Source organism: Jiangella gansuensis DSM 44835, from assembly GCF_000515395.1.
GTDB classification, from domain to species: Bacteria; Actinomycetota; Actinomycetes; order Jiangellales; family Jiangellaceae; genus Jiangella; species Jiangella gansuensis.
The window spans coordinates 3,378,894-3,397,560 of sequence record NZ_KI911782.1 but is presented as its reverse complement, the minus strand read 5'-3'; the positions used below and the strand labels follow the sequence as shown (position 1 = coordinate 3,397,560).

Here is an 18,667-nt window from a genome sequence, read left to right as displayed (position 1 = left end):
GTCCCGCGCCGGCACAGCTTCCTGGCTCTACGTCACGTCGTGGCCCCCAGTAACGCTTCCGGCCCGCTTTCCGGCCTCCCGCGTTACGGAGGACCAGGACGTGACACAGGGCCAGGAAGCGCCGCCGCTAATCGGTGACCTCGAGGACGATCTTGCCGCGCAGGTGCCCGTCCTCGCTGAGGCGCTGGGCGTCGCCGGCTCGTTCGAGCGGGAAGGCCGCGGCGATGGGCATGCGCACCGCGCCGCGCTCCACCAGCGGCAGGAGCACGTCGAAGACCTCGGGCAGCGGCAGGTCGGCGCTCCACGTCGCGCGCACTCCGTACTGGTCGGCGGTGCCGTCGGCGATGGTGACGACCCGCTCCGGACCACCGGCCAGCTCGATCGAGACCGGCAGGACCCCGCGGCCGGATGCGTCGAGGACGGCGTCGACCCCGCCGTCGGGTGACACGGCGAGGACCCGCTCGGCCAGCCCGTCACCGTAGAGCACCGGCTCCACCCCGAGTGCGCGGAGGTGCTCGTGGTTGGCCGCGCTGGCGGTGCCGACGACGAGCGCGCCGCGGGCCACTGCCAGCTGCGCGGCGACCGTGCCGACGGCGCCGGCGGCAGCGTGCACGAGCACGGTCTGACCGGCGTGCACGTCCAGCAGCCGGATCGCCCGGTACGCCGTCTCGCACGCGATCGGCAGCGCCGCGGCCTGCGGGAAGGTCAACCAGTCCGGCTTCGCCACCAGGCCGGACGCCGCTGCCACGACGTGCGTGGCCGCCGAACCCGCGGCCATTCCGAACACGGCGTCGCCGGCCGACCATCCGGTGACGTCCGGACCGACGTCGTCGACGGTGCCGGCGAACTCCAGGCCCACCCGGACCGGCCGGACCGGCGCACCCGCGGTGTCGTCGGCGAACAGGCCGCGGCGGGACTTCCAGTCGTACGGGTTGACGCCGGCGGCCCGGACGGCGGCCCGCACCTGGCCGGGCCCGGGCGAGGGCAGCGGCACGTCGTCGAGGCTCAGCACCTCGGGACCGCCGTACCGGCTGTACCGGACCGCGTGCGCGCCCGTCACCAGCTCACGTCCACGGGCATGCCCTCGGTGTAGCCGGAAGCGCTCTGCATCCCGACCACGGCCCGCCCGCGGAACTCGGCGAGCGTGGCCGCGCCGACGTAGGTGAACGCGCTGCGCACGCCCGCCACGATGGTGTCCACCAGGTCCTCCACGCTGGGCCGGGACGCCGACAGGTACATGCGCGCGGTCGACACGCCCTCTTCGAACATGCCCTTGCGGGCGCGCTCGAACGGGGTGTCCTCGGCCGTGCGCAACTTCACCGCCCGCGCGGACGCCATGCCGAAGCTCTCCTTGTACAGCTGGCCCTCGCCGTCGCGCTGGACGTCGCCGGGCGACTCGTAGGTGCCGGCGAACCAGGAGCCGATCATGACGTTGTCGGCGCCGGCCGCCAGCGCCAACGCGACGTCGCGGGGGTGCCGGACGCCGCCGTCGGCCCACACGTGCACGCCCAGTTCACGCGCTCGGGCGGCGCATTCGAGGACGGAGGAGAACTGCGGCCGGCCGACGCCGGTCATCATCCGGGTGGTGCACATGGCGCCCGGCCCGACGCCGACCTTGACGATGTCGGCGCCCGCGTCGACGAGGTCGCTGACGCCCTCGGCGGTGACGACGTTGCCGGCCACCACCGGCACCTGCGGGTCCAGGGAGCGGATCCGGCGCAGCACGTCCAGCATGCGTTCCTGGTGCCCGTGCGCGGTGTCGACGACGAGCACGTCGGTGCCGGCCGCGAGCAGCGCCTTGGCCTTCCCCTCGACGTCGCCGTTGATGCCGACCGCGGCCCCGACGCGCAGCCGGCCGTCGCCGTCGAGCGCCGGCTGGTAGAGCGTGGCCCGCAACGCCCGCTCCCGGGTCAGGATGCCGACGATGCGCCCGTCGCCGTCGACCACCGGGGCCAGCCGGTGTCGTCCGTCGTGCAGCTGGTTGAACGCGTCCTCCGCGGCGATGCCGGCGGGAACGGTCAGCAGCTCGGTGGACATGACGGAGCGCAGTTGGGTGAAGCGGTCGACGTCCTGGCAGTCCGCCTCGGTGACGACGCCGACCGCGCGGCCGTCGTCGACGACGATGACGGCGCCGTGGCCGCGCTTGGGCAGCAGGTTGAAGGCCTCGCCGACGGTGCCCGACGGCGGCATGGTGAGCGGGGTGTCGTAGACGACGTGCCGACGCTTGACCCAGGCGATGACGTCGCCGACGACGTCGGCGGGAATGTCCTGCGGGATGACCGCCAGGCCGCCGCAGCGGGCGAGCGTCTCGGCCATCCGACGGCCGGACACGGCTGTCATGTTGGCCGCGACCAGCGGGATGGTGGTGCCGCTGCCGTCGTCGGTGGCGAGGTCGACGTCGAGCCGGGACCCGACCCGCGACCGGTTGGGCACCAGGAAAACGTCGCTGTAGGTGAGGTCCTGCTCGGGTACCTGGTCGTGAAGGAACCTCATAGGCCCATCTCCCCCTGCTCGTCTCTGTTCAGCCTACCCAGCGGCGACCCGCGGTCCGTCGACGACGACGGGTGGCTCGGCCAGCCGGGTGGGGACCGGCTGGTCGGGCACGATCCATGGGGCATCGGGTGGTCCCGACGGGTCCGCGCGCCAGCTCCGTGCCACCGTCTCGACGGTGACCGGGTAGAGGGTGAGCGCGCCGTCGCGGTCGATGTGCAGGCGCAGGAAGCTCTTGTGGTCGTCGATGCCCAGCCCCGCGTACAGCTCGTTCACGTTGACGTCGGCGTACCGGGCGATCAGCAGGTAGGCGCCCACCAGCCAGGCGTCGACCACGCCGATGACCGGCAGGTACACGACGAAGGCCAGCAGCGTGCTCCACGGGTTGGGCAGGTCGTCCAGGGGCAGCGCGGACCACGCCGCCGCCCCGGCGAGGCCCAGCCCGACGTGCGGGAGGGCGTGCGCGACGCCGGCGATCCAGTGCCGCCGGCTGCGGGTGCCCAGCACCATCGCGAACAGCAGTGTCCCGGCGAAGACGGCGGCGACGCCGGCCACCGTCGCCGGGGTGATCCAGCGGCCCGGCGACGTCACGAAAGCGAGCATCAGCAGCGTCTGCATGAGGCCGACAAGGCCGGCGAAGCCGGGGTTGATGCGCGGCAGCCGGGCGAAGATGCCCCACCCGATCCGCCGTGACGCCCGCCGGGCCGGGTAGGCGGCAGCCAGCTCGTAGCTGCGCGGCGTACTGCGGCCGCGGGTGATGGTCTGCTGCGGCGGCACCGTGGTGCGGCCCGGCAGGTGGTCGGTCCCGACGAGGTACGCGCCGCCTCCGCCGCAGGTGACCAGCTGCCGGCGGCGGCCGCCCGGACCCTCGCCCGCGTACCGCGCGTAGTGGTGCAGGTCGCCGGCGAGCAGCAGCGGGATGCGCGCGCCGGTGGGCTCGACGACGGTCCGGATGAAGTAGTCGAGGCTGTCGTAGGCGTCCGGCGACTCGTGCGTCTTCACCCACGTGGGCTGGGCCGGCATGAGGATGACGCGGTTCTGCGGGCCCAGCGACTGCGCCACCTTGCGGAAATAGTCCAGCTGCGGCTCGTCGATGTACGCCGACAGCTGGATGTCGACGGCCAGCAGCCACCACCCGTGCGGCAGCGCCAGCGCGAAGTAGCTGCGCGCCTGCTCCGTCCGCCAGCCGCCGACGGGCTCGCGCTGGGCGAACAGCCGCAGGAACGCCGTCAGGCCGTCGTACCAGTCGTGGTTGCCGGGCAGCGCGTAGAGGGTGGGGCCGTCGTCGGCAGGCTCCGGGAGCGCGGCGCGGTACGGACCCTTCCAGCGGCTCTTGTAGGCCGGGCTGGACGCCGTCGGGTACACCTGGTCACCGCCGAGGATCAGGATCTCGCCGCGGGGCAGCTCCAGCGGGCCGTCGCCGTCGTCGCTCCCGCCGTCGTCGCTCCCGCCGCCGTCGTCGTCGCCCGTGCCCTTGTCCGCCGGTTCGACGGCGAGGCGGCGCTGCGCCAGCAGGTAGGCGACGGTGTACGTGGCGTCGAAGCCGTCGCCGACGTCGGCGGTGTAGTCGAACCACAGCTCGTCGCCGGCGGAGTGATCGAACTCGCGATCCGGCAGCGCCGCCTGGAGCTCGCGTTTGTCGAGGTAGCCGCCGAACAGGTGCGCGAGCATGACCCGCACGGCGGTGCCGGCCAACAGCCCGGGGTTGAGCCATGCCACCGGTCTCTGCCGCACGAAGCCGAGCTGCGCCGGACTCAGGTCGCGGGGCCGGGGCGAAGGCATGAGGCAGACCTTACGATGCCCGGGAACCCGGTTCGACCATGGCACGCAGCCGCAGTTCGAGCATCGCCGCGAACCGCGCCTCCGGGTCGTCGAGGTCCAGGCCGGCGATCTGGCCGAGCCGCCGCAGCCGGTACCGGAAGGTGTTCGTGTGCACGTGCATGGCCGCCGCGGCCGCCGTCACGTCACCGAACGCGTCCAGCCAGGCCGCCAGCGTGTCGACCATGGCCGAGCGGTGCCTGCCGTCGTACTCGGCCAGCCGGGCCACGGCCCCGGACGGGACCCGCCGTTCGGTCGCCATCGCGCCCCCGAGTTCCAGCAGGAACGACGCGATCTGCACGTCCGCGAGCCGCGCCACCCGCGGCCCGGCGGTACCGCGGCGCTGCGTGCGCAGCACCCGCAGGGCGCGGTCGGCATCGGCGCGCGACCGCGACAGCCCGGCGGCACCGGCCGCCACGTCGCCGATCCCGACGAGGACCCGGCTGCGGCGGCCGATCCGGTTCAGGAACTCCTCGGCGACGGCGACCGCCCGCAGGTTCGCGTCGGCGTCGTCGCCGGACAGCGGCACCACGCCGTACACGACCCCGCCGACCAGCGCCACCGCCGAGCGGGGGTGCACGGCGGCCAGGTGCAGCGCGAACGCTCCGCTCACCCGCTGCAGGTCGGCCTCGAGGCCGGCGTCGGTGACGGCGTCGGGCCCGGCGCCGCCGGCGTCACCCGGGTCACCGGACGCGCCGGGCACGCCCAGCGCCAGCACGCAGGCCGGGCCGGCGGCCAGCCCCAGGCGGGTGGCGGCCTCGGGCGCGGCCGGCCCGCCCTCCAGCAGCGTCGCCACCAGTTCGGCGCGCAGTCGGCGCTCGACGTCGGCGCCGGCGCGCTGACGCAGCAGATGCAGGGCCACCAGCTTGGCGGCGTCGACGAACGCCTGCTCACGTTCGGCCGACAGCGGTTCACGGACCGCCGCCCACATGGAACCGAGGATCTCGTCGCCGGCGCGGACCCGGATCGCCACCCGCGGCAGTTGAGTGCCCTCGATGCCGTCGATGTACACCGGCCGGTCGGAGGCGTAGAGGGCCCGGAAGACGCCGCGTCGCTCCAGTTCGCGCGTGTAGCGCTCCGGCACCTGGCGCCCCAGCACGGTCTCCTTGCGCGATTCGTCGGCGCGTCCCTGGTCGGCGGAGAACGCCAGCACCCGGGAGTTCAGGTCCTCGATGGTCAGCGGCGCGTCGAGGAGCGCGGAGACGGCGGCGGCCAGCGCGAACAGGTCGCCCGCCCCGGCGCCGGCCAGTGTCTCGTCGTCGACGCCGCCGAGATCGTCGACGGCGAGCAGCGACCGCAGCAGCGCAGCCACCTGCGCCCACGACGCGCCCCGCGTCAGGCCGAACACCACCAGCCCTTCCTCGGCCACGGCCTTGCGGACCTCGGCATCGACGTCGACCGGAAGCCGCAACACCAGCCCGGCCGCGCCGTCTGCGGCAACCGCCCGCACCACCTCGGCGATCTCACCGGGACCGGCCAGCCCCACCCCGAGCACGAGCGCGTTGTCCGGCATGGCGGGTGGGTCGAGCGGATCGTGGATGACGACGCCGCCGATCGACCGGCTCGGATCGACCCGGCCGGCGACCACCTCGAGCAGCGTGGACCCGAGATCGTCGAGCACGCGCCCCAGGGTGGCCCTGGCTCGTAGGGTCATGCGCAACACTCCTGAACCCAAGCACGGCGGTCGTCGCCGCAGGTTCGTCGCATCCTACGAGAAGCAAGCCCGCGTTCGTGTGCGCGGACGAAGGCCGGCGCGGTCCCCGCCCGTTGATCATGGAGCTGATCATGATCCTTCCGCGGTTGATCATGATCTACTCCATGATCAACGGGACTGGGGCAGCCAGGTCGTCGACGTCGTCAGCTCCGCCAGCACCGACGGGATCGGGTCGACGCCGAGGCCTGGACCGGCCGGGACCCGCACGTGCCCGTCCTCCAGCACGAACGGCTCGGTGAGGTCCTGGGCGAAGTAGCGGTCGGACGCGGACGTGTCGCCGGGCAGGGTGAATCCGGGCAGGGCGGCCAGCGCGACGTTGGCGGCCCGGCCGATGCCGGATTCCAGCATGCCGCCGCACCAGACGGCGACGCCGTGGGCCTGGGCGAGGTCGTGGATGCGCTTGGCCTCCAGGTATCCGCCGACCCGGCCGGGCTTGATGTTGATGACCCGGGCGGCACCGAGCATCAGGGCGTCGGCGGCGTCCTTCGCGGATTCGATGGATTCGTCCAGACAGACCGGCGTGCGGATCAGCTGGGCCAGTGCGGCGTGCTGGCGCAGGTCGTCCTCGGCCAGCGGTTGCTCGATGAGCAGCAGGTCGAACTCGTCGAGCGCCGCCAGCACGCGCGCGTCGGCCAGCGTGTAGGCGGCGTTCGCGTCGACCTGCAGCAACAGCTCGTCGCCGAACCGCTCGCGCACGGCGCGCACCGGCTCGACGTCCCAGCCGGGCTCGATCTTCAGCTTGATGCGCAGGTAGCCCTGGTCGAGGTAGCCGGCGACGGCGTCGAGCAGCCGCGGGACGGTGTCCATGATGCCGACGGAGACGCCGGCGGGCACGCGGTCGCGTACCGCCCCGAGGAATCCGCCGAACGACTCGCCCCGGGCCCGCAGCCACGCGTCCAGAACGGCCGCCTCCAGCGCGGCCTTGGCCATCCGGTGCCCGCGGACCGGCTCCAGCAGCCCGGCCACCAGGTTCGGTGTCACCTCACCGGCGGCGAACAGCCGGGGCGCGAGGAACCGGGTGATGACGTCGGCCGCCCCGTCGGCGTACTCCGGCGAGTACAGCGGCTCACGCATCGCCACGCACTCGCCCCAGCCGTCGGCGTCCGGGGTGACGGCCCGGACGAGCAGCACGTCGCGGGCCGTCTCGACCCCGAACGACGTCCGGAACGGTGCCACCAGCGGCATCGCGACCCGGCGCAGCTCGAATCCGGTGATCTTCATGCGTCTGTCCTCTCCACGACGTAGGCGCCGGAGCGGGTGAAACCCACTACCCGGGCGCCGGACGACAGCAGCGAGCCCAGCACGTCGCGCACGGCCAGCCGCCACTGCCGGGCCGCCACCGGGTCGGCGCGCCGCATGGCCTCGATGTCGGCCGGGGTGCGTACCAGGCACGACTGTGCGGACTCCCAGGCGGACCGGGGCGCGGCCACCGGCCGCCCCGACGGCGATTCGGCCAGCGCGTCGAGCGCTCCGGCCGGCTCGTCCGGAGCGGTGCCGCCGCCGGCCGAGCACGCGGCCACCACCGACGGATCGCCCAGCCGCCACCGGATCAGCAGCCGGTCGCTGCCCTGGCCCTCGTTGATGGCGTCGTCCATGTCGCCGTAGAAGTCCACCAGGTAGTCCTGCGGCCGGGCCTGCAGCTTCGCCAGGTTGAAGTACGCGTTGCGGCGGATCAGCGGGTCGAACGTCCAGGTGATCTCGCGCAGCCCCCGCTCCAGCGCCCAGGCCCGCTGATGCGCCTTGAGCGCGAACCCGACGTGCCGCCCGCGGACCGCGCCGGATACGCCGGCGACGTGCGAGTGCAACGCCTGCCCCGGCGGCGAGGCGAAGAACCCGACGCAGGCACCGACCAGTTCGCCGCCGATGAACGCGCCCGCGGCGTAGTTGCCCGCATGCGTCATGGCACGCAGATGCTCGACGGTGACGGGCGGGTTCGACGCGTCCGGCTGCCAGATCCGGTCGAACAACGCGTAGACGCCCTCCAGCTCGGCCAGGGTGTCGAGCACCCGGACCTCGACCCCGGATCGTCGCGCCGCCTCCTCCGCGGCCCGGGCGGCCTGCTGCCCCAGCACGGACACCGGATCGTGCGGCGTCGCGAACTCACTGGGCAGCGGCCTGCTCACGTCGTGTACCACGGCTTCGATGCTGCCCGGCTCCGGCTGGCCCGTCATGGTCGGTCCGCCCGATCCAGTGCGCCTGGTTTCGTCGCCACGGACGGGACACCCGGTCCGACCGCGGCGACGAGGCCGGCCAGCAAGGCAGCCCGCCGCGGCATCTCGGCGACCTCCACATACTCGCCCGGCGCGTGCGCCCCCGCGCCGACCGCGCCCAACCCGTCCAGCGTCGGCGTGCCGGCCCCGGCGACGATGTTCCCGTCGGACGCGCCACCGACGTGCGCCGATGCCAACGGCGGCAGGCCCAGCCCGGCCGCGACCGACCGGGCCAGCTCGTACAGCTCGGCCGAGGCGGCCGGCTCGAACGGCGGATGCCGCGGTCCGCGCGCCACCTCGACGCGGGCCCCGGCCAGCACCGGTGTCAGCGTGTCCAGCGCCTCGTCGACGCGGCGCTGCTCCGCGGCGGTGGGCACCCGGGCGTCGATGTGCGCCGTCGCCGTCGCCGGGACGGTGTTCGCGGTGGTTCCGGCACCGGCGACCGTCGGTGTGACGGTGGCGCCGTCAGGACCCCGGTCCAGCGCGGCGACGGCCAGCACCTGGTGGGCGAGCTCGACCACCGCGTTGACGCCGTTCCAGGGCTCCAGACCGGCGTGCGCCGCCCGGCCGTGCACGCGCAGCTCGTACCAGGAGGCACCCTTGCGCGCGGTCTTGAGCGCGCCGCCGTCGGCGGAGGCCTCCAGCACGAACGCGGCATGCGCCCGGGCAGCCTCCTCGAGGATCAGTGGCCGCGACGTCGGGGCACCGAGCTCCTCGTCGCCGGTGACCAGCACGGTCGCCCCGTCCAGCGAGCCCCGGGCTCCGCACGAGGCCAGCGCGTGGAAGAGCTGTACCAGCCCGGCCTTCATGTCGAAGCAGCCCGGCCCGTACGCGCGCCCGTCGACCACCCGCCAGGGGTGTTCGGCCAACGACCCCACCGGCCACACGGTGTCGTGGTGGCCGAGCAGCAGCACGCCGGGACGGCCGAACCGCCAGCGCAGGTGGGTGCACCCGTCGACGACGATCCGCTCCGGCTCCGCGCCGGTGAGCCGGGCACCCAGCTCCGCGACGACGTCGGCGCTGCGGGCGACCGCGACGAGGTCCGCCGACGGCGACTCGCAGTGGACCAGCCGTCCGAGGTCGTCGGCCATCGCTTCGGCGGCGTTCATCCAGTCCCTCCCGCTCGCTCTCCCCCGTCGATCTTGGACTTCCTGCGGTAATCGTGCCCGGGATGTCCGATAGATACCGCGGTTAGTCCAAGATCAACGGCTGCCGGCATCGTCAGCCGACCTTCGGAGTGGCCCGCACGCCCAGGTGCACGTAGGGCGAGCCGTCGGCGAGCGTGTAGAACGTCACCGGCATCCAGGTCTCGTTGCCGGGCAGCCGGACGACGTAGATGTCGTCGCGCACCGGCAGCAGATCCAGCTCCTTCGGCTCCTGGTCCAGGCCGGCGACGTCCTGGGTGCTGGTCATCCGCAGCCGGGCGCGGTCGCCGTCCTGCCAGACCTCGATGCGTACCCCGGTCCGCTCGTAGATGCCGGCGTGCCGGGTGACGTCGGCGCCACTGTCCGTGGCCGGGGTGAGCGGCACGGACATCTCGACGCCGGCGACCTCGCGGAAGATCTCCCGGATCAGCGTCTCGTACAGGTCGCGGGTGTGCCCGCCGTTGGTCAGCAGAGTGACCGCCAGGTTCTGCTCGGGCAGGACCCGCAGGAACGCCGACTGCCCGATCGTGTTGCCGTCGTGCCCGATCAGCCGGGTGCCGTTCCAGTCCAGCCGGAACCAGCCCAGCCCCCAGGAGTCGGCCAGCGTGTACGGGTCGGGCAGCCGGACCTGTTCGGACTGCATCGCTGCCACCGTGGCCTCGGACAGGATCCGGGTGCCGTCGGCGGCGACGCCTCCGGCGAGGTGCAGGCGGGCGAAGGCGAGCACGTCGCCGACGGTGGACGTGATGAGGCCGGCCGGCCCGGCCGAACGCGGCAGCACCCAGACCGGGGCTCGCCGCGGCTCCTCGTCGCCTTCGTGCACGTGGCCGACGGCGGTGCGGTACAGCAGCGCGTCGTCGGGCAAGGTCACGGTGTGGGTCAGACCCAGCGGGGTGAACAGCACGTCGCGCATCGCGGCGTCCCAGGTCTGGCCGGTGAGCTTCTCGATGACCCGGCCGGCCAGGGTGAAACCGGAGTTGCAGTACGACCACGTGGCGCCCAGCGGATGATTCAGCGGCAGCCCGGCCAGCGCGGCGACGTAGCGCTCCAGGCATTCGTCGCCGCGGCCGGTGTCGAGGAAGAAGTCGCCGTCGATGCCGCTGGTGTGGGTGAGCAGGTGCCGCATGGTGACCTGCGCGGTCACGCCGTCGTCGGCCAGAGCCAGCTCGGGCAGGTAGTTCACGACCGGTTCGTCGAGGTCGAGCTTGCCGGCGTCGGCCAGCGCCAGCACCACCGTCGCGGTCCACACCTTGCTGATCGAGCCGATCTGGAACAGCGTGTCGGTGGTCGCCTCGACGCCGGTGTCGACGTTGGTGAGGCCGTACGCCAGCTCGACGGTGCGGTCGCCGACGGCGATGCCCAGGGCGGCGCCGGGGACGCGGTAGCGCCGCGACAGCTCGGCCAGTCGTCGCTGCCAGTGCTCGGCGTCCAGGGTGGTCGGTGCCATGGTGGCCTCCTTCGTGGTGGTGGACGCGGCCGGGGTGCGGCGCGTCCCCGTCGTGTGGCGGGTGACCCAGTCGACGATGCGGCGGGAGTAGTCCAGCCGGTGTGAAGGCCGGCCATCCAGGATGAACAGGTGCGACGCCTCCGGGTAGAGCACGAGCTGCGTGGGCACGCCGCGAGCGCGCAGAGCACCGAACCACTGCTCGGCCTGCCCGGGCGGGCAACGGTCGTCGGCCAGGCCGTGCAGGATCAGCGTCGGCGCGGTGACGCCGGCGACCCGCTCGTACGGCGACTGCGAGGCGGTGCGCTCGCGGTCCTCGTACGGCAGGCCGATCTCCAACCCGACCAGCAGGTGCCCGGCGTCGGAGGTGCCGGCCATGCTGACGGTGTCAGCGACGACGCCACCGGCCACGGCGGCGGCGAACCGGCCGGTGCGGCTGGTGAGCCAACAGGTCATGTAGCCGCCGTAGCTGTAGCCGGTGAGCGCCAGCCGGTCCGGGTCGGCGACGCCCTCGGCCACGAGCTGCTCGACCGGCTCCAGGAAGTCGCGCTCGTCGGCCAGGCCCCAGGCGCCCACCGCCGCGGTGTAGAACTCCGAGCCGTAGCCGTCGCTGCCGCGCGGGTTGAGCAGCAGCACCGTCCAGCCGCGGGCGACGAGGAACTGGTGGTAGGCGTGCCCGGCGTCGGGCACCGGGCTCCACGCGTTGTGCGGGCCGCCGTGCACATCGACCAGCAGCGGGCCGGGCGCCGCCGCCGGGTCACTGAGCGGGTCGCGGCGCGGGTCACGCAGCAGCCAGCCGTGCACCTCGGTGCCGTCGGAGACGGTGAAGACGCGTTCCTCGGCGGCCGGCAGCGTGATGCCGTCCGGTGCGTACGAGGTCACGGCGGTCTCGTGGCCGGTGGTGAGGTCGACGACGGCGACCTCACCGCAGGAGGCGGGGCCGGCGACGACGACGGCGGCCCGCCCGGCGCCGGGCCCGGACGCCACCGACAGCCCGGACACCACTCGCGCCGCGCCGCCGACCAGCGGCCGCACCGGACCGCCGTCGAGGTCGACGGTGAACACGTGCGTGCAGCCGCGGTCCCGGGCGCAGAAGACCACCGTGCGACCGTCCTCGGACGGGCTGGCCACCTGCGGCAACCCGCCGGGGTAGCCGGGGCCGCCGGGCATCACGGTGCGGTCCAGGTCCGCGGTCAGATCCGCGACCGGTCCGCCGTCCAGCGGCACCCGCAGCAGCCGGCTCGGGCCGACGCTCACCTCCGGGCGGCCGACCACCAGCAGGGACGCGCCGTCCGGCGTCCAGGTGACGGCGCCGGCCAGGCGCACCGCCGCGGTGACCGGGCGCGGCGTGCCGGACCCGTCGGCGTCGACGACATGGACGAGGGACTCGCCGGTCAGGTCGGCGTCGTGGGCGGTACCGGCGCTGAACGCAAGCTGGGCGCCGTCCGGCGACCACGCCGGCCGGCCGGCGTGCCAGTCGCCGCCGGTCAGCCGGGTCGTGGTGCCGGTCGTGAGGTCGGTGACGTGCAGGTGCTGGCGCAGCCCGCGCAGCAGTCCGGCGCCATCGGCCTTGTAGCCGAACCGGTCGACGACGATCGGCGCGGTGGAACGGCGGCCCCGGGCGGTGTCGTCCTCACCCGGGACCGCCAGCGTGTCGACCGGCGCGGTGAACGCGATCCGGTCGCCGTCGGGGCTCCACACCGGAGCGCCGGCGCCGGCGGGCAGGTCGGTGACCCGTTCGGGCTCGCCGCCGGCCAGCGGCAACACCCACACCTGCGCCGCCCCGCCGTCGGCGCGCAGGAACGCCAGCCGAGTACCGTCCGGCGACCACGCGGGCGCACTGTCGTGGTGGCCGGTGGTGAGCCGCCGCGGCCCGGCGGCGTCGCCGTCGGCGGTGGCCCCGTCGGTGGTGGCCCCGTCGGCCGCGACCAGCCAGAGAGCCGACCGGTTCTCGTCGGCGGCCTCGTCGCTGCTGCGCAGCACGTAGACCACGTGGGCGCCGTCCGGCGAGAGCGCCGGCTCGGCGGGGACCTGCAGGGCCAGCACGTCGGCCTCGGTGAGTGGGCGGGTCGGCCGTTGGGTCATGGCGCGGGGACCTCCAGTTGGACCGGCTCGGACGCGAAGTGGCAGGCGGCGCGGTGCGGGCGGTCGGCGGCACCGGCCTGCGGGTCCTGCTCCACGCAGATGGTGCGCTCGGGCGTGGTCAGCGGGCCGATCGGGCAGCGGCGGTGGAAGCGGCAGCCCGGCGGCGGGTCGTGCGGCGACGGCGGCTCGTCGTCCAGCAGCGGGCTGTCGGCCGGGACGGGGTCGTCCAGTCCGGCGTCGAAGCGAGGCGCGGCGTCCAGCAGGGTGCGCGTATAGGGGTGCCGGGGCTCGGTGAGCACCTGCGCGGCCGGTCCGGCCTCGACGATGCGGCCCAGGTACATGACGGCGATGACGTCGCTGACGTAGCGGACCACGGCCAGGTTGTGGGAGATGAACAGCATGGTGAGGCCGAGCTGCCGGCGCAGGTCGCGGACCAGGTTCAGCACCGAGCCCTGCACCGAGACGTCCAGCGCCGAGGTGATCTCGTCGGCCAGCACGACGTCCGGCCGGGCGGCCAGGGCCCGGGCCAGCGCGACCCGCTGCCGCTGACCGCCGGACAGCCCGGACGGCAGCGAGCGGGCCCGGGCCGGGTCCAGGTCCACGAGTTCGAGCAGCCGGGACACCTCGGCGGCCCGGTCGGCTCGCCCGACGCGGCCCGGGATCGCCTCGGCGATCGACGCGCCGATGCTCATCCGCGGGTCCAGTGAGGCGTACGGGTCCTGGAACACCATCTGCAGGCGGCGCCGGTCGCGGCGAGTGCGCAGCGCGGCGCCGTCGAGCCGGATCTCGCCGCCGCTGGTGGGGACGAGGCCGACCGCGGCCTTGGCCAGCGTCGACTTGCCGGAGCCGGATTCGCCGACCAGGCCGACCACCGAACCGGCCGGGACGGTGAGGTCGACACCGTCGACGGCGGCCAGCGCGGACCGCCCGGTGCCGAAGCGCACCGTCACGCCATGGAACGCCAGCTCCCTCACGCGGTCCTCCTGTCGCGGGTCACTTCTGGAGACTCATGCACGCTTCACTCCGCCCGGAAGGGTCGATAACTCTCCAGAAGTGGGGCCGGGCCCGGACTCGACCCGCGGGTGCCAGCACGCGGCCCGCTGCCCGGGCGCGACGACGGCCAGCCGCGGGTCGGCCCGGCACGCGTCGTCGGCGAACGAACAGCGCGGCGCGAACGAGCAGCCCGCCGGGCGGTCGGACGGGTCCGGCGGTCGGCCCGGGATGGTGGTCAGCGGCTCGTCACGGTCGGTCGTCAGATCCGGCACGGAACCGAGCAGCGCCCGCGTGTACGGGTGGGCGGCCTGGTCCAGCCGGCCGGCCGGCAGCTCCTCCACCACCCGGCCCGCGTACATGACGACGATGCGCTGGCACAGCTGCGCCACCACCGCGATGTCGTGCGAGATCAGCACCACGGCCGCGCCGGTCTCGCGCTGCACGTCCTTGAGCAGCCGCAGCACCTGCCGCTGCACGGTGACGTCGAGAGCCGTGGTGGGCTCGTCGGCGATGATCAGCTCGGGTTCGCTCATGAGTCCCATCGCGATCATCGCGCGCTGCCGCATGCCGCCGGAGAACTCGTGCGGGTACTGGTGCGCGCGTCGCTGAGCCGCCGGGACCCGCACCGTGCGCAGCCGGTCCACGGCGCGGGCCAGCGCCGCGCGCCGGCCCTGCCCCTCGTGCACCCGGGTCACCTCGGCCAGCTGCCACCCGACCCGCATCGACGGGTTGAACGACGTCATCGGGTCCTGGAACACCATGGCCAGCCGGGTGCCCAGCTTCCTGCGCAGCTCCGCGTCATCGGTGCTGCCGCCGTCCCCTCCGAGCGGGATGCCGGCGACGTCGAGCCGGTCGGCGGTGACGACGGCGTGCTCCGGCGCCAGCCGGGCCACGCTGAGCGCCGTGAGGCTCTTCCCGGAGCCCGACTCCCCCACGATGCCCACCGTCTCACCGCGGCGGACCGAGAGATCCACGCCGTCGACGGGATACGTCCAGCCGTCCGGGCCGGCACCGGGGAAGCCCACGCGCAGCCCTTCGACCGCGAGGACGGCGTCAGAGTCCGGCTGACGGCCAGCCGCGGCGGCCGGTGCCGCCGGTGCCGCCGGCGCCGGGTCGGTGGCGGGTGACCCGTCCGCGGGCGCCGGCCCCGGCCGCGCCGCCCGCAGGCCGACCACCTGAGCGATCGACTCACCGAGCAGGGTGAACGCGAGCCCCGCCGCTACGACGGCGATGCCGGGTGCCAGGGCCGCCGCCGGGTTCAGGTAGATCCGGTCCAGGCCCTCACCGAGGAGGCGGCCCCAGTCGTAGGCCGGTGGCTGCACGCCCAGCCCGAGGAACGACAGGCCGGCGAACGCCAGCAACGCCGACCCCGCCATCACCGTCGCGTTCACCACCAGCGGCTCGCCGGCGTTGGGCAGCAGGTGCCGCGTCACCAGCCGGAACCGGCCGACGCCGGCCACCCGCGCGGCCGCCACGAAGTCGCGGCCCGCGACCGACGACACCGTCGTCTGCACCAGCCGGGCGAACGACGGCGCTCCGGCCGCACCGATCGCCAGCACCGCACCGCGGGCACCGACCCCGAACACCACCGCGAAGAACAGCGCCAGCAGTAGCGCGGGGAACGCGACCGCCAGGTTCACCGCCGCGACCACCATCCGGCCGGACCGCCGGCCCAGCACCGCCGGGAGCACCCCCAGCAGCACCCCGACGAGCACGGAGATCGCCGTCGCCAGCAGCGCCAGTCCCAGCGAGTACCGGGTCGCCACCAGGACACGCAGCAGGATGTCGCGGCCCAGCGCGTCGGTGCCGAGCAGGTGCTCGCCGGTCGAGCCTTGCGACAACGCGGCCGGGTCGGTCTCCTCCGCCGCGTCGCCCCACAGCATGGGCGCCACCACCGCCAGCACGGCCAGTGCGAACAGCAGCACCGCCGCCGTCGCCCCGACCGGGTTGCGCAGCGCGGCGCGCCAGTGCTCACGACGCATCTCAGCCCTCCCGGATCGTCGAGCGCGGGTCGGCCAACGCGAGCAGCAGGTCGACGACGAGGTTCACCAGCAGCACGGCGACGCCGTAGACCAGCACGATCCCCTGCACCAGCGGGTAGTCCTTCGAGAGGATCGACGAGACGATCGTCATGCCCATGCCGGGCCAGGCGAAGACGTTCTCCACCAGCACCGTCCCGACGATCATCCCGCTGAGCAGCAGTCCGCCGATGGTGAGCGTCGAGGTCAGCGCGTTGGGGAAGACGTGGCGCAGGTACACCCGCCACGGCGGCAGCCGCTTGGCCCGCGCGGTGCGGACGAAGTCCTCGCCGAGCACCGCCAGCGCCTCGACCCGCACGATCCGCGCCATCAGCAGCGCCGGGCCGAGCGACAGCGCCAGCACCGGCAGGACGTACGACGTCGCATCGGTCCGCCCGGCCACCGGGAACCAGCCGAGCGTCACACCGAACACGAACACCAGCCCGACGGCCAGCAGGAACTCCGGGATGGCCGCGACCACCGCGCTGGAGGAGGTGAAGCCCAGTTCGGCACCGCGGCGCCGCCCACCCCGGGTCAGCACCGCCATGCCGAGCCCGAGCGGAATCGCGACCAGCATGACCAGGACGAACGCCGCGACCGCCAGGGACGCCGTCGCCGGCAGCCGCTGGCCGATCGTCTCCGCCACCGGGACGTTGGACGTCATCGACGTGCCGAGGTCACCGGCGAACAGGCCGCGCACGTAGTCGAGGTACTGCACGTGCAGGGGGTCGTTCAGGCCGAGGCTCTCCCGCCGGGCCTCGACCAGGTCCGGCGGCGCGGTGATCCCCAGCGACGCGCGCACCGGGTCGCCCGGGATCAGGTGGATCATCAGGAACGCCAGCGTCACCAGCACCACCACCGACGCGACCAGCCGAACCAGGCGGCGGGCCAGGAACGACACCCACGGGTTGCCGGCCCACATGGCGCGTGGCCCGGCGGCCGCGGAACCCGCCGGGCCGGGGCCGGGTGGTGGCGTGACCGCGGCCGGTGTGGACGGTGTCGTCATCAGGAGTGCAGCCGGATGGTCGGCGGGACGGCGTTGTCCGATCCGATCTCCAGAGTCGCACCGTCGAGGAACGTCGGGATGACCTCGTCGGCGAAGAGCACCACGTCATACGAGGCGAACAGCGCTCGCTCGGCCTCTTCCCACTTCGTGCAGCTGTCCGTCCCCGGGATGGCCATCGCCTCGGTGACCGCGGCCGTGTACTCGGCGTTCTGCAGGTGGGCCAGGTTGACGCCCTCCGGCGGGACCGCGCCGGACAGGAACGGCACCAGCTGGCTCGGCAGCCGGACGTTCACCGGCAGCAGCGCGGCGTCCCAGGCGCCGGTGCCGAAGACGACCTCGTTGTACTCGGTCGGCGCCATCCCGCGCGTGGTGGTCGCGACGCCGATCTCGCTCCACCGCGCCGCGATCAGCTCGGCGGCCGCCGCGGTCGTGTCGCCCCGGGTGCTGTTGTAGATGAGCTCCATCGTGAGCTGCTGACCGTCGCGGGCGCGGACCCCGTCGGAACCCTCGGCCCAGCCGGCGGCGTCGAGCGTGGCCCGGGCCGCGTCCGGGTCCGGCTCCGGGTGGCTGCCGTCGACAGCGTCGTAGCGGCAGACCTTCGGCTCCACCGCGGCCAACGCCTCCGACATGGCGCCGAAACCGCCGGTCGCCACGGACATCAACTCCTCCAGGTCCAGCGCCTGGGTCAGCGCCGCCCGCACCTGCGGGTCCTGCCCCGGCTTGCCCTCGGCCTGGTTGAAGAACAGCTCCCCGACGACGGCGCGCATGCTCACCTCGTCGTAGCCGCCGTCCACCAGCCGCTGACGGTCCGGGCCGACCGACTGGACGGCGTTCAGCTCACCGGACAGGAACAGGTTGACCGCGGTGGACTCGTTCGCGATCACCCGCAACGTGACGGTCTTCGGGGTCCCGGGGTCGGCGGCGGTCATGCCGTCCGGGCCCCAGGTGTAGTCGTCACGCCGCTCGAAGGTGTAGTGGTCGTCGGCGACGCCCTCGGTCAGCTGGAACATCCCGGTCCCGATGCCCTCGCTGGCCAGCAACGACGGGTCGTCCAGCCCGGCCCGGCAGGCGATGAACAGCTCACCGGTGGCGTGCAGCAGGAACGGGTCCGGCGCCGGGACCGTGATGGTCACCGTCCGCGCGGCGTCGTCCGAGGTCACCTCCATGACCGGCGGGACCATGACCCCGAGGAGCGGCGACTCGTTGGCCGGATCGGCGATGAACTGGAAGTTGGCCGCGACGTCGCCCGCGGTCAGCGGGGAACCGTCGGAGCAGGTGACGCCGTCGCGGATGGTGAACGTGACGGTCGTCGGCTGCACGTCCCACGACTCGGCCAGCCAGGGCAGTTCGTCGCCGTCCTGGGTGAAGTGCACGAGCTTGTCGTACATGTACGAGGCGACGCCACGGGTGGCGGCGAGCGTCGTCAGGTGCGGGTGCAGGTTTCCGGGGTCGGCGGTGATGGACGTCGTATAGGTCCCGTCGACGACGGGTTCACCGCCCGAGGCCGCACCGGCCCCGGCGCCGCCGCCCCCGTCACCATCGCCGGAACCGCAGGCCGTCAGGAGCACCGTCAGTGCGGCGGCGAGTGCGACGTTCGGACCGATGCGCATGACCAGACTCCTTCGCGAGCAGGTGATCGGGCCAGAGTGGCCCTCCACGTGGTCCGGCGTCTTTGTCGAGTCCGACGAGTCACGCCCCCGTATCTCGTCGAGTCGACCCAGCGGCCCGACCTCAAATGATCACG

The 18,667-nt window shown here is 73.9% G+C and carries 12 protein-coding genes; all 12 read right to left on the bottom strand.

The window, feature by feature from the left end; all coding sequences use genetic code 11:
* Positions 1–127 precede the first annotated feature (127 nt).
* The 12 genes from JIAGA_RS0116195 to JIAGA_RS0116140 all read right to left on the bottom strand — a co-directional run bounded on the left by JIAGA_RS0116195 (position 128) and on the right by JIAGA_RS0116140 (position 18,533).
* A complete protein-coding gene (locus tag JIAGA_RS0116195) occupies positions 128–1,060 on the bottom strand; it encodes an NADP-dependent oxidoreductase (protein ID WP_035812603.1) in 933 nt (310 codons plus the stop codon).
* Positions 1,057–2,493, bottom strand: a complete 1,437-nt coding sequence (locus tag JIAGA_RS0116190) for a GuaB1 family IMP dehydrogenase-related protein (RefSeq protein ID WP_026876480.1) — start codon at positions 2,491–2,493, stop codon at positions 1,057–1,059. Before JIAGA_RS0116190 ends, JIAGA_RS0116195 begins: the two co-directional genes overlap by 4 nt.
* Before the next feature lie 33 nt (positions 2,494–2,526).
* On the bottom strand, positions 2,527–4,272 hold the full coding sequence (locus JIAGA_RS30200) for a hypothetical protein (protein ID WP_051426172.1): 1,746 nt from the start codon (positions 4,270–4,272) through the stop codon (positions 2,527–2,529).
* A gap of 10 nt (positions 4,273–4,282) precedes the next feature.
* Positions 4,283–5,962 carry a helix-turn-helix domain-containing protein gene (locus JIAGA_RS0116180; protein WP_026876479.1) on the bottom strand — a complete coding sequence of 560 codons (1,680 nt, stop codon included), beginning with the start codon at positions 5,960–5,962 and terminating at the stop codon, positions 4,283–4,285.
* Positions 5,963–6,130: 168 nt separating this feature from the next.
* Positions 6,131–7,243: an o-succinylbenzoate synthase gene (gene menC / locus JIAGA_RS0116175; RefSeq protein ID WP_026876478.1), complete on the bottom strand. Its 1,113-nt coding sequence runs from the start codon at positions 7,241–7,243 to the stop codon at positions 6,131–6,133.
* On the bottom strand, positions 7,240–8,193 hold the full coding sequence (locus tag JIAGA_RS0116170) for a GNAT family N-acetyltransferase (RefSeq protein ID WP_084469725.1): 954 nt from the start codon (positions 8,191–8,193) through the stop codon (positions 7,240–7,242). The genes menC and JIAGA_RS0116170 overlap by 4 nt, the downstream gene beginning before the upstream one ends.
* Positions 8,190–9,341, bottom strand: coding sequence for a M20 family metallopeptidase (locus JIAGA_RS0116165; protein ID WP_211239690.1), 1,152 nt, complete (start codon positions 9,339–9,341; stop codon positions 8,190–8,192). Before JIAGA_RS0116165 ends, JIAGA_RS0116170 begins: the two co-directional genes overlap by 4 nt.
* Positions 9,342–9,453: 112 nt before the next feature.
* Positions 9,454–12,906 (bottom strand): serine hydrolase, encoded by a 3,453-nt coding sequence (locus tag JIAGA_RS0116160; RefSeq protein ID WP_026876475.1) that lies wholly within the window; start codon positions 12,904–12,906, stop codon positions 9,454–9,456.
* Entirely contained in the window at positions 12,903–13,880 is a 978-nt protein-coding gene (locus tag JIAGA_RS0116155) for an ABC transporter ATP-binding protein (protein WP_026876474.1), read from the bottom strand. Before JIAGA_RS0116155 ends, JIAGA_RS0116160 begins: the two co-directional genes overlap by 4 nt.
* 33 nt (positions 13,881–13,913) lie before the next feature.
* Positions 13,914–15,881 (bottom strand): dipeptide/oligopeptide/nickel ABC transporter permease/ATP-binding protein, encoded by a 1,968-nt coding sequence (locus JIAGA_RS30195; RefSeq protein WP_051426171.1) that lies wholly within the window; start codon positions 15,879–15,881, stop codon positions 13,914–13,916.
* A gap of 1 nt (position 15,882) precedes the next feature.
* The gene (locus JIAGA_RS0116145) at positions 15,883–16,923 is read right to left on the bottom strand and encodes an ABC transporter permease (RefSeq protein ID WP_084469724.1); all 1,041 of its coding nucleotides are present in this window, start codon (positions 16,921–16,923) and stop codon (positions 15,883–15,885) included.
* Positions 16,923–18,533 (bottom strand): ABC transporter substrate-binding protein, encoded by a 1,611-nt coding sequence (locus JIAGA_RS0116140; RefSeq protein WP_026876472.1) that lies wholly within the window; start codon positions 18,531–18,533, stop codon positions 16,923–16,925. The genes JIAGA_RS0116145 and JIAGA_RS0116140 overlap by 1 nt, the downstream gene beginning before the upstream one ends.
* Between the last annotated feature and the right edge of the window lie 134 nt (positions 18,534–18,667).

What these genes read in the sequence shown, in the direction of transcription:
- JIAGA_RS0116190 (WP_026876480.1), bottom strand. Translation starts at nt 2,493, where the DNA reads ATGAGGTTCCTTCACGACCAGGTACCCGAGCAGGACCTCACCTACAGC.
- JIAGA_RS30200 (WP_051426172.1), bottom strand. Translation starts at nt 4,272, where the DNA reads ATGCCTTCGCCCCGGCCCCGCGACCTGAGTCCGGCGCAGCTCGGCTTC.
- JIAGA_RS0116180 (WP_026876479.1), bottom strand. Translation starts at nt 5,962, where the DNA reads ATGACCCTACGAGCCAGGGCCACCCTGGGGCGCGTGCTCGACGATCTC.
- menC (WP_026876478.1), bottom strand. Translation starts at nt 7,243, where the DNA reads ATGAAGATCACCGGATTCGAGCTGCGCCGGGTCGCGATGCCGCTGGTG.
- JIAGA_RS0116170 (WP_084469725.1), bottom strand. Translation starts at nt 8,193, where the DNA reads ATGACGGGCCAGCCGGAGCCGGGCAGCATCGAAGCCGTGGTACACGAC.
- JIAGA_RS0116165 (WP_211239690.1), bottom strand. Translation starts at nt 9,341, where the DNA reads ATGAACGCCGCCGAAGCGATGGCCGACGACCTCGGACGGCTGGTCCAC.
- JIAGA_RS0116160 (WP_026876475.1), bottom strand. Translation starts at nt 12,906, where the DNA reads ATGACCCAACGGCCGACCCGCCCACTCACCGAGGCCGACGTGCTGGCC.
- JIAGA_RS30195 (WP_051426171.1), bottom strand. Translation starts at nt 15,881, where the DNA reads ATGCGTCGTGAGCACTGGCGCGCCGCGCTGCGCAACCCGGTCGGGGCG.
- JIAGA_RS0116145 (WP_084469724.1), bottom strand. Translation starts at nt 16,923, where the DNA reads ATGACGACACCGTCCACACCGGCCGCGGTCACGCCACCACCCGGCCCC.
- JIAGA_RS0116140 (WP_026876472.1), bottom strand. Translation starts at nt 18,533, where the DNA reads ATGCGCATCGGTCCGAACGTCGCACTCGCCGCCGCACTGACGGTGCTC.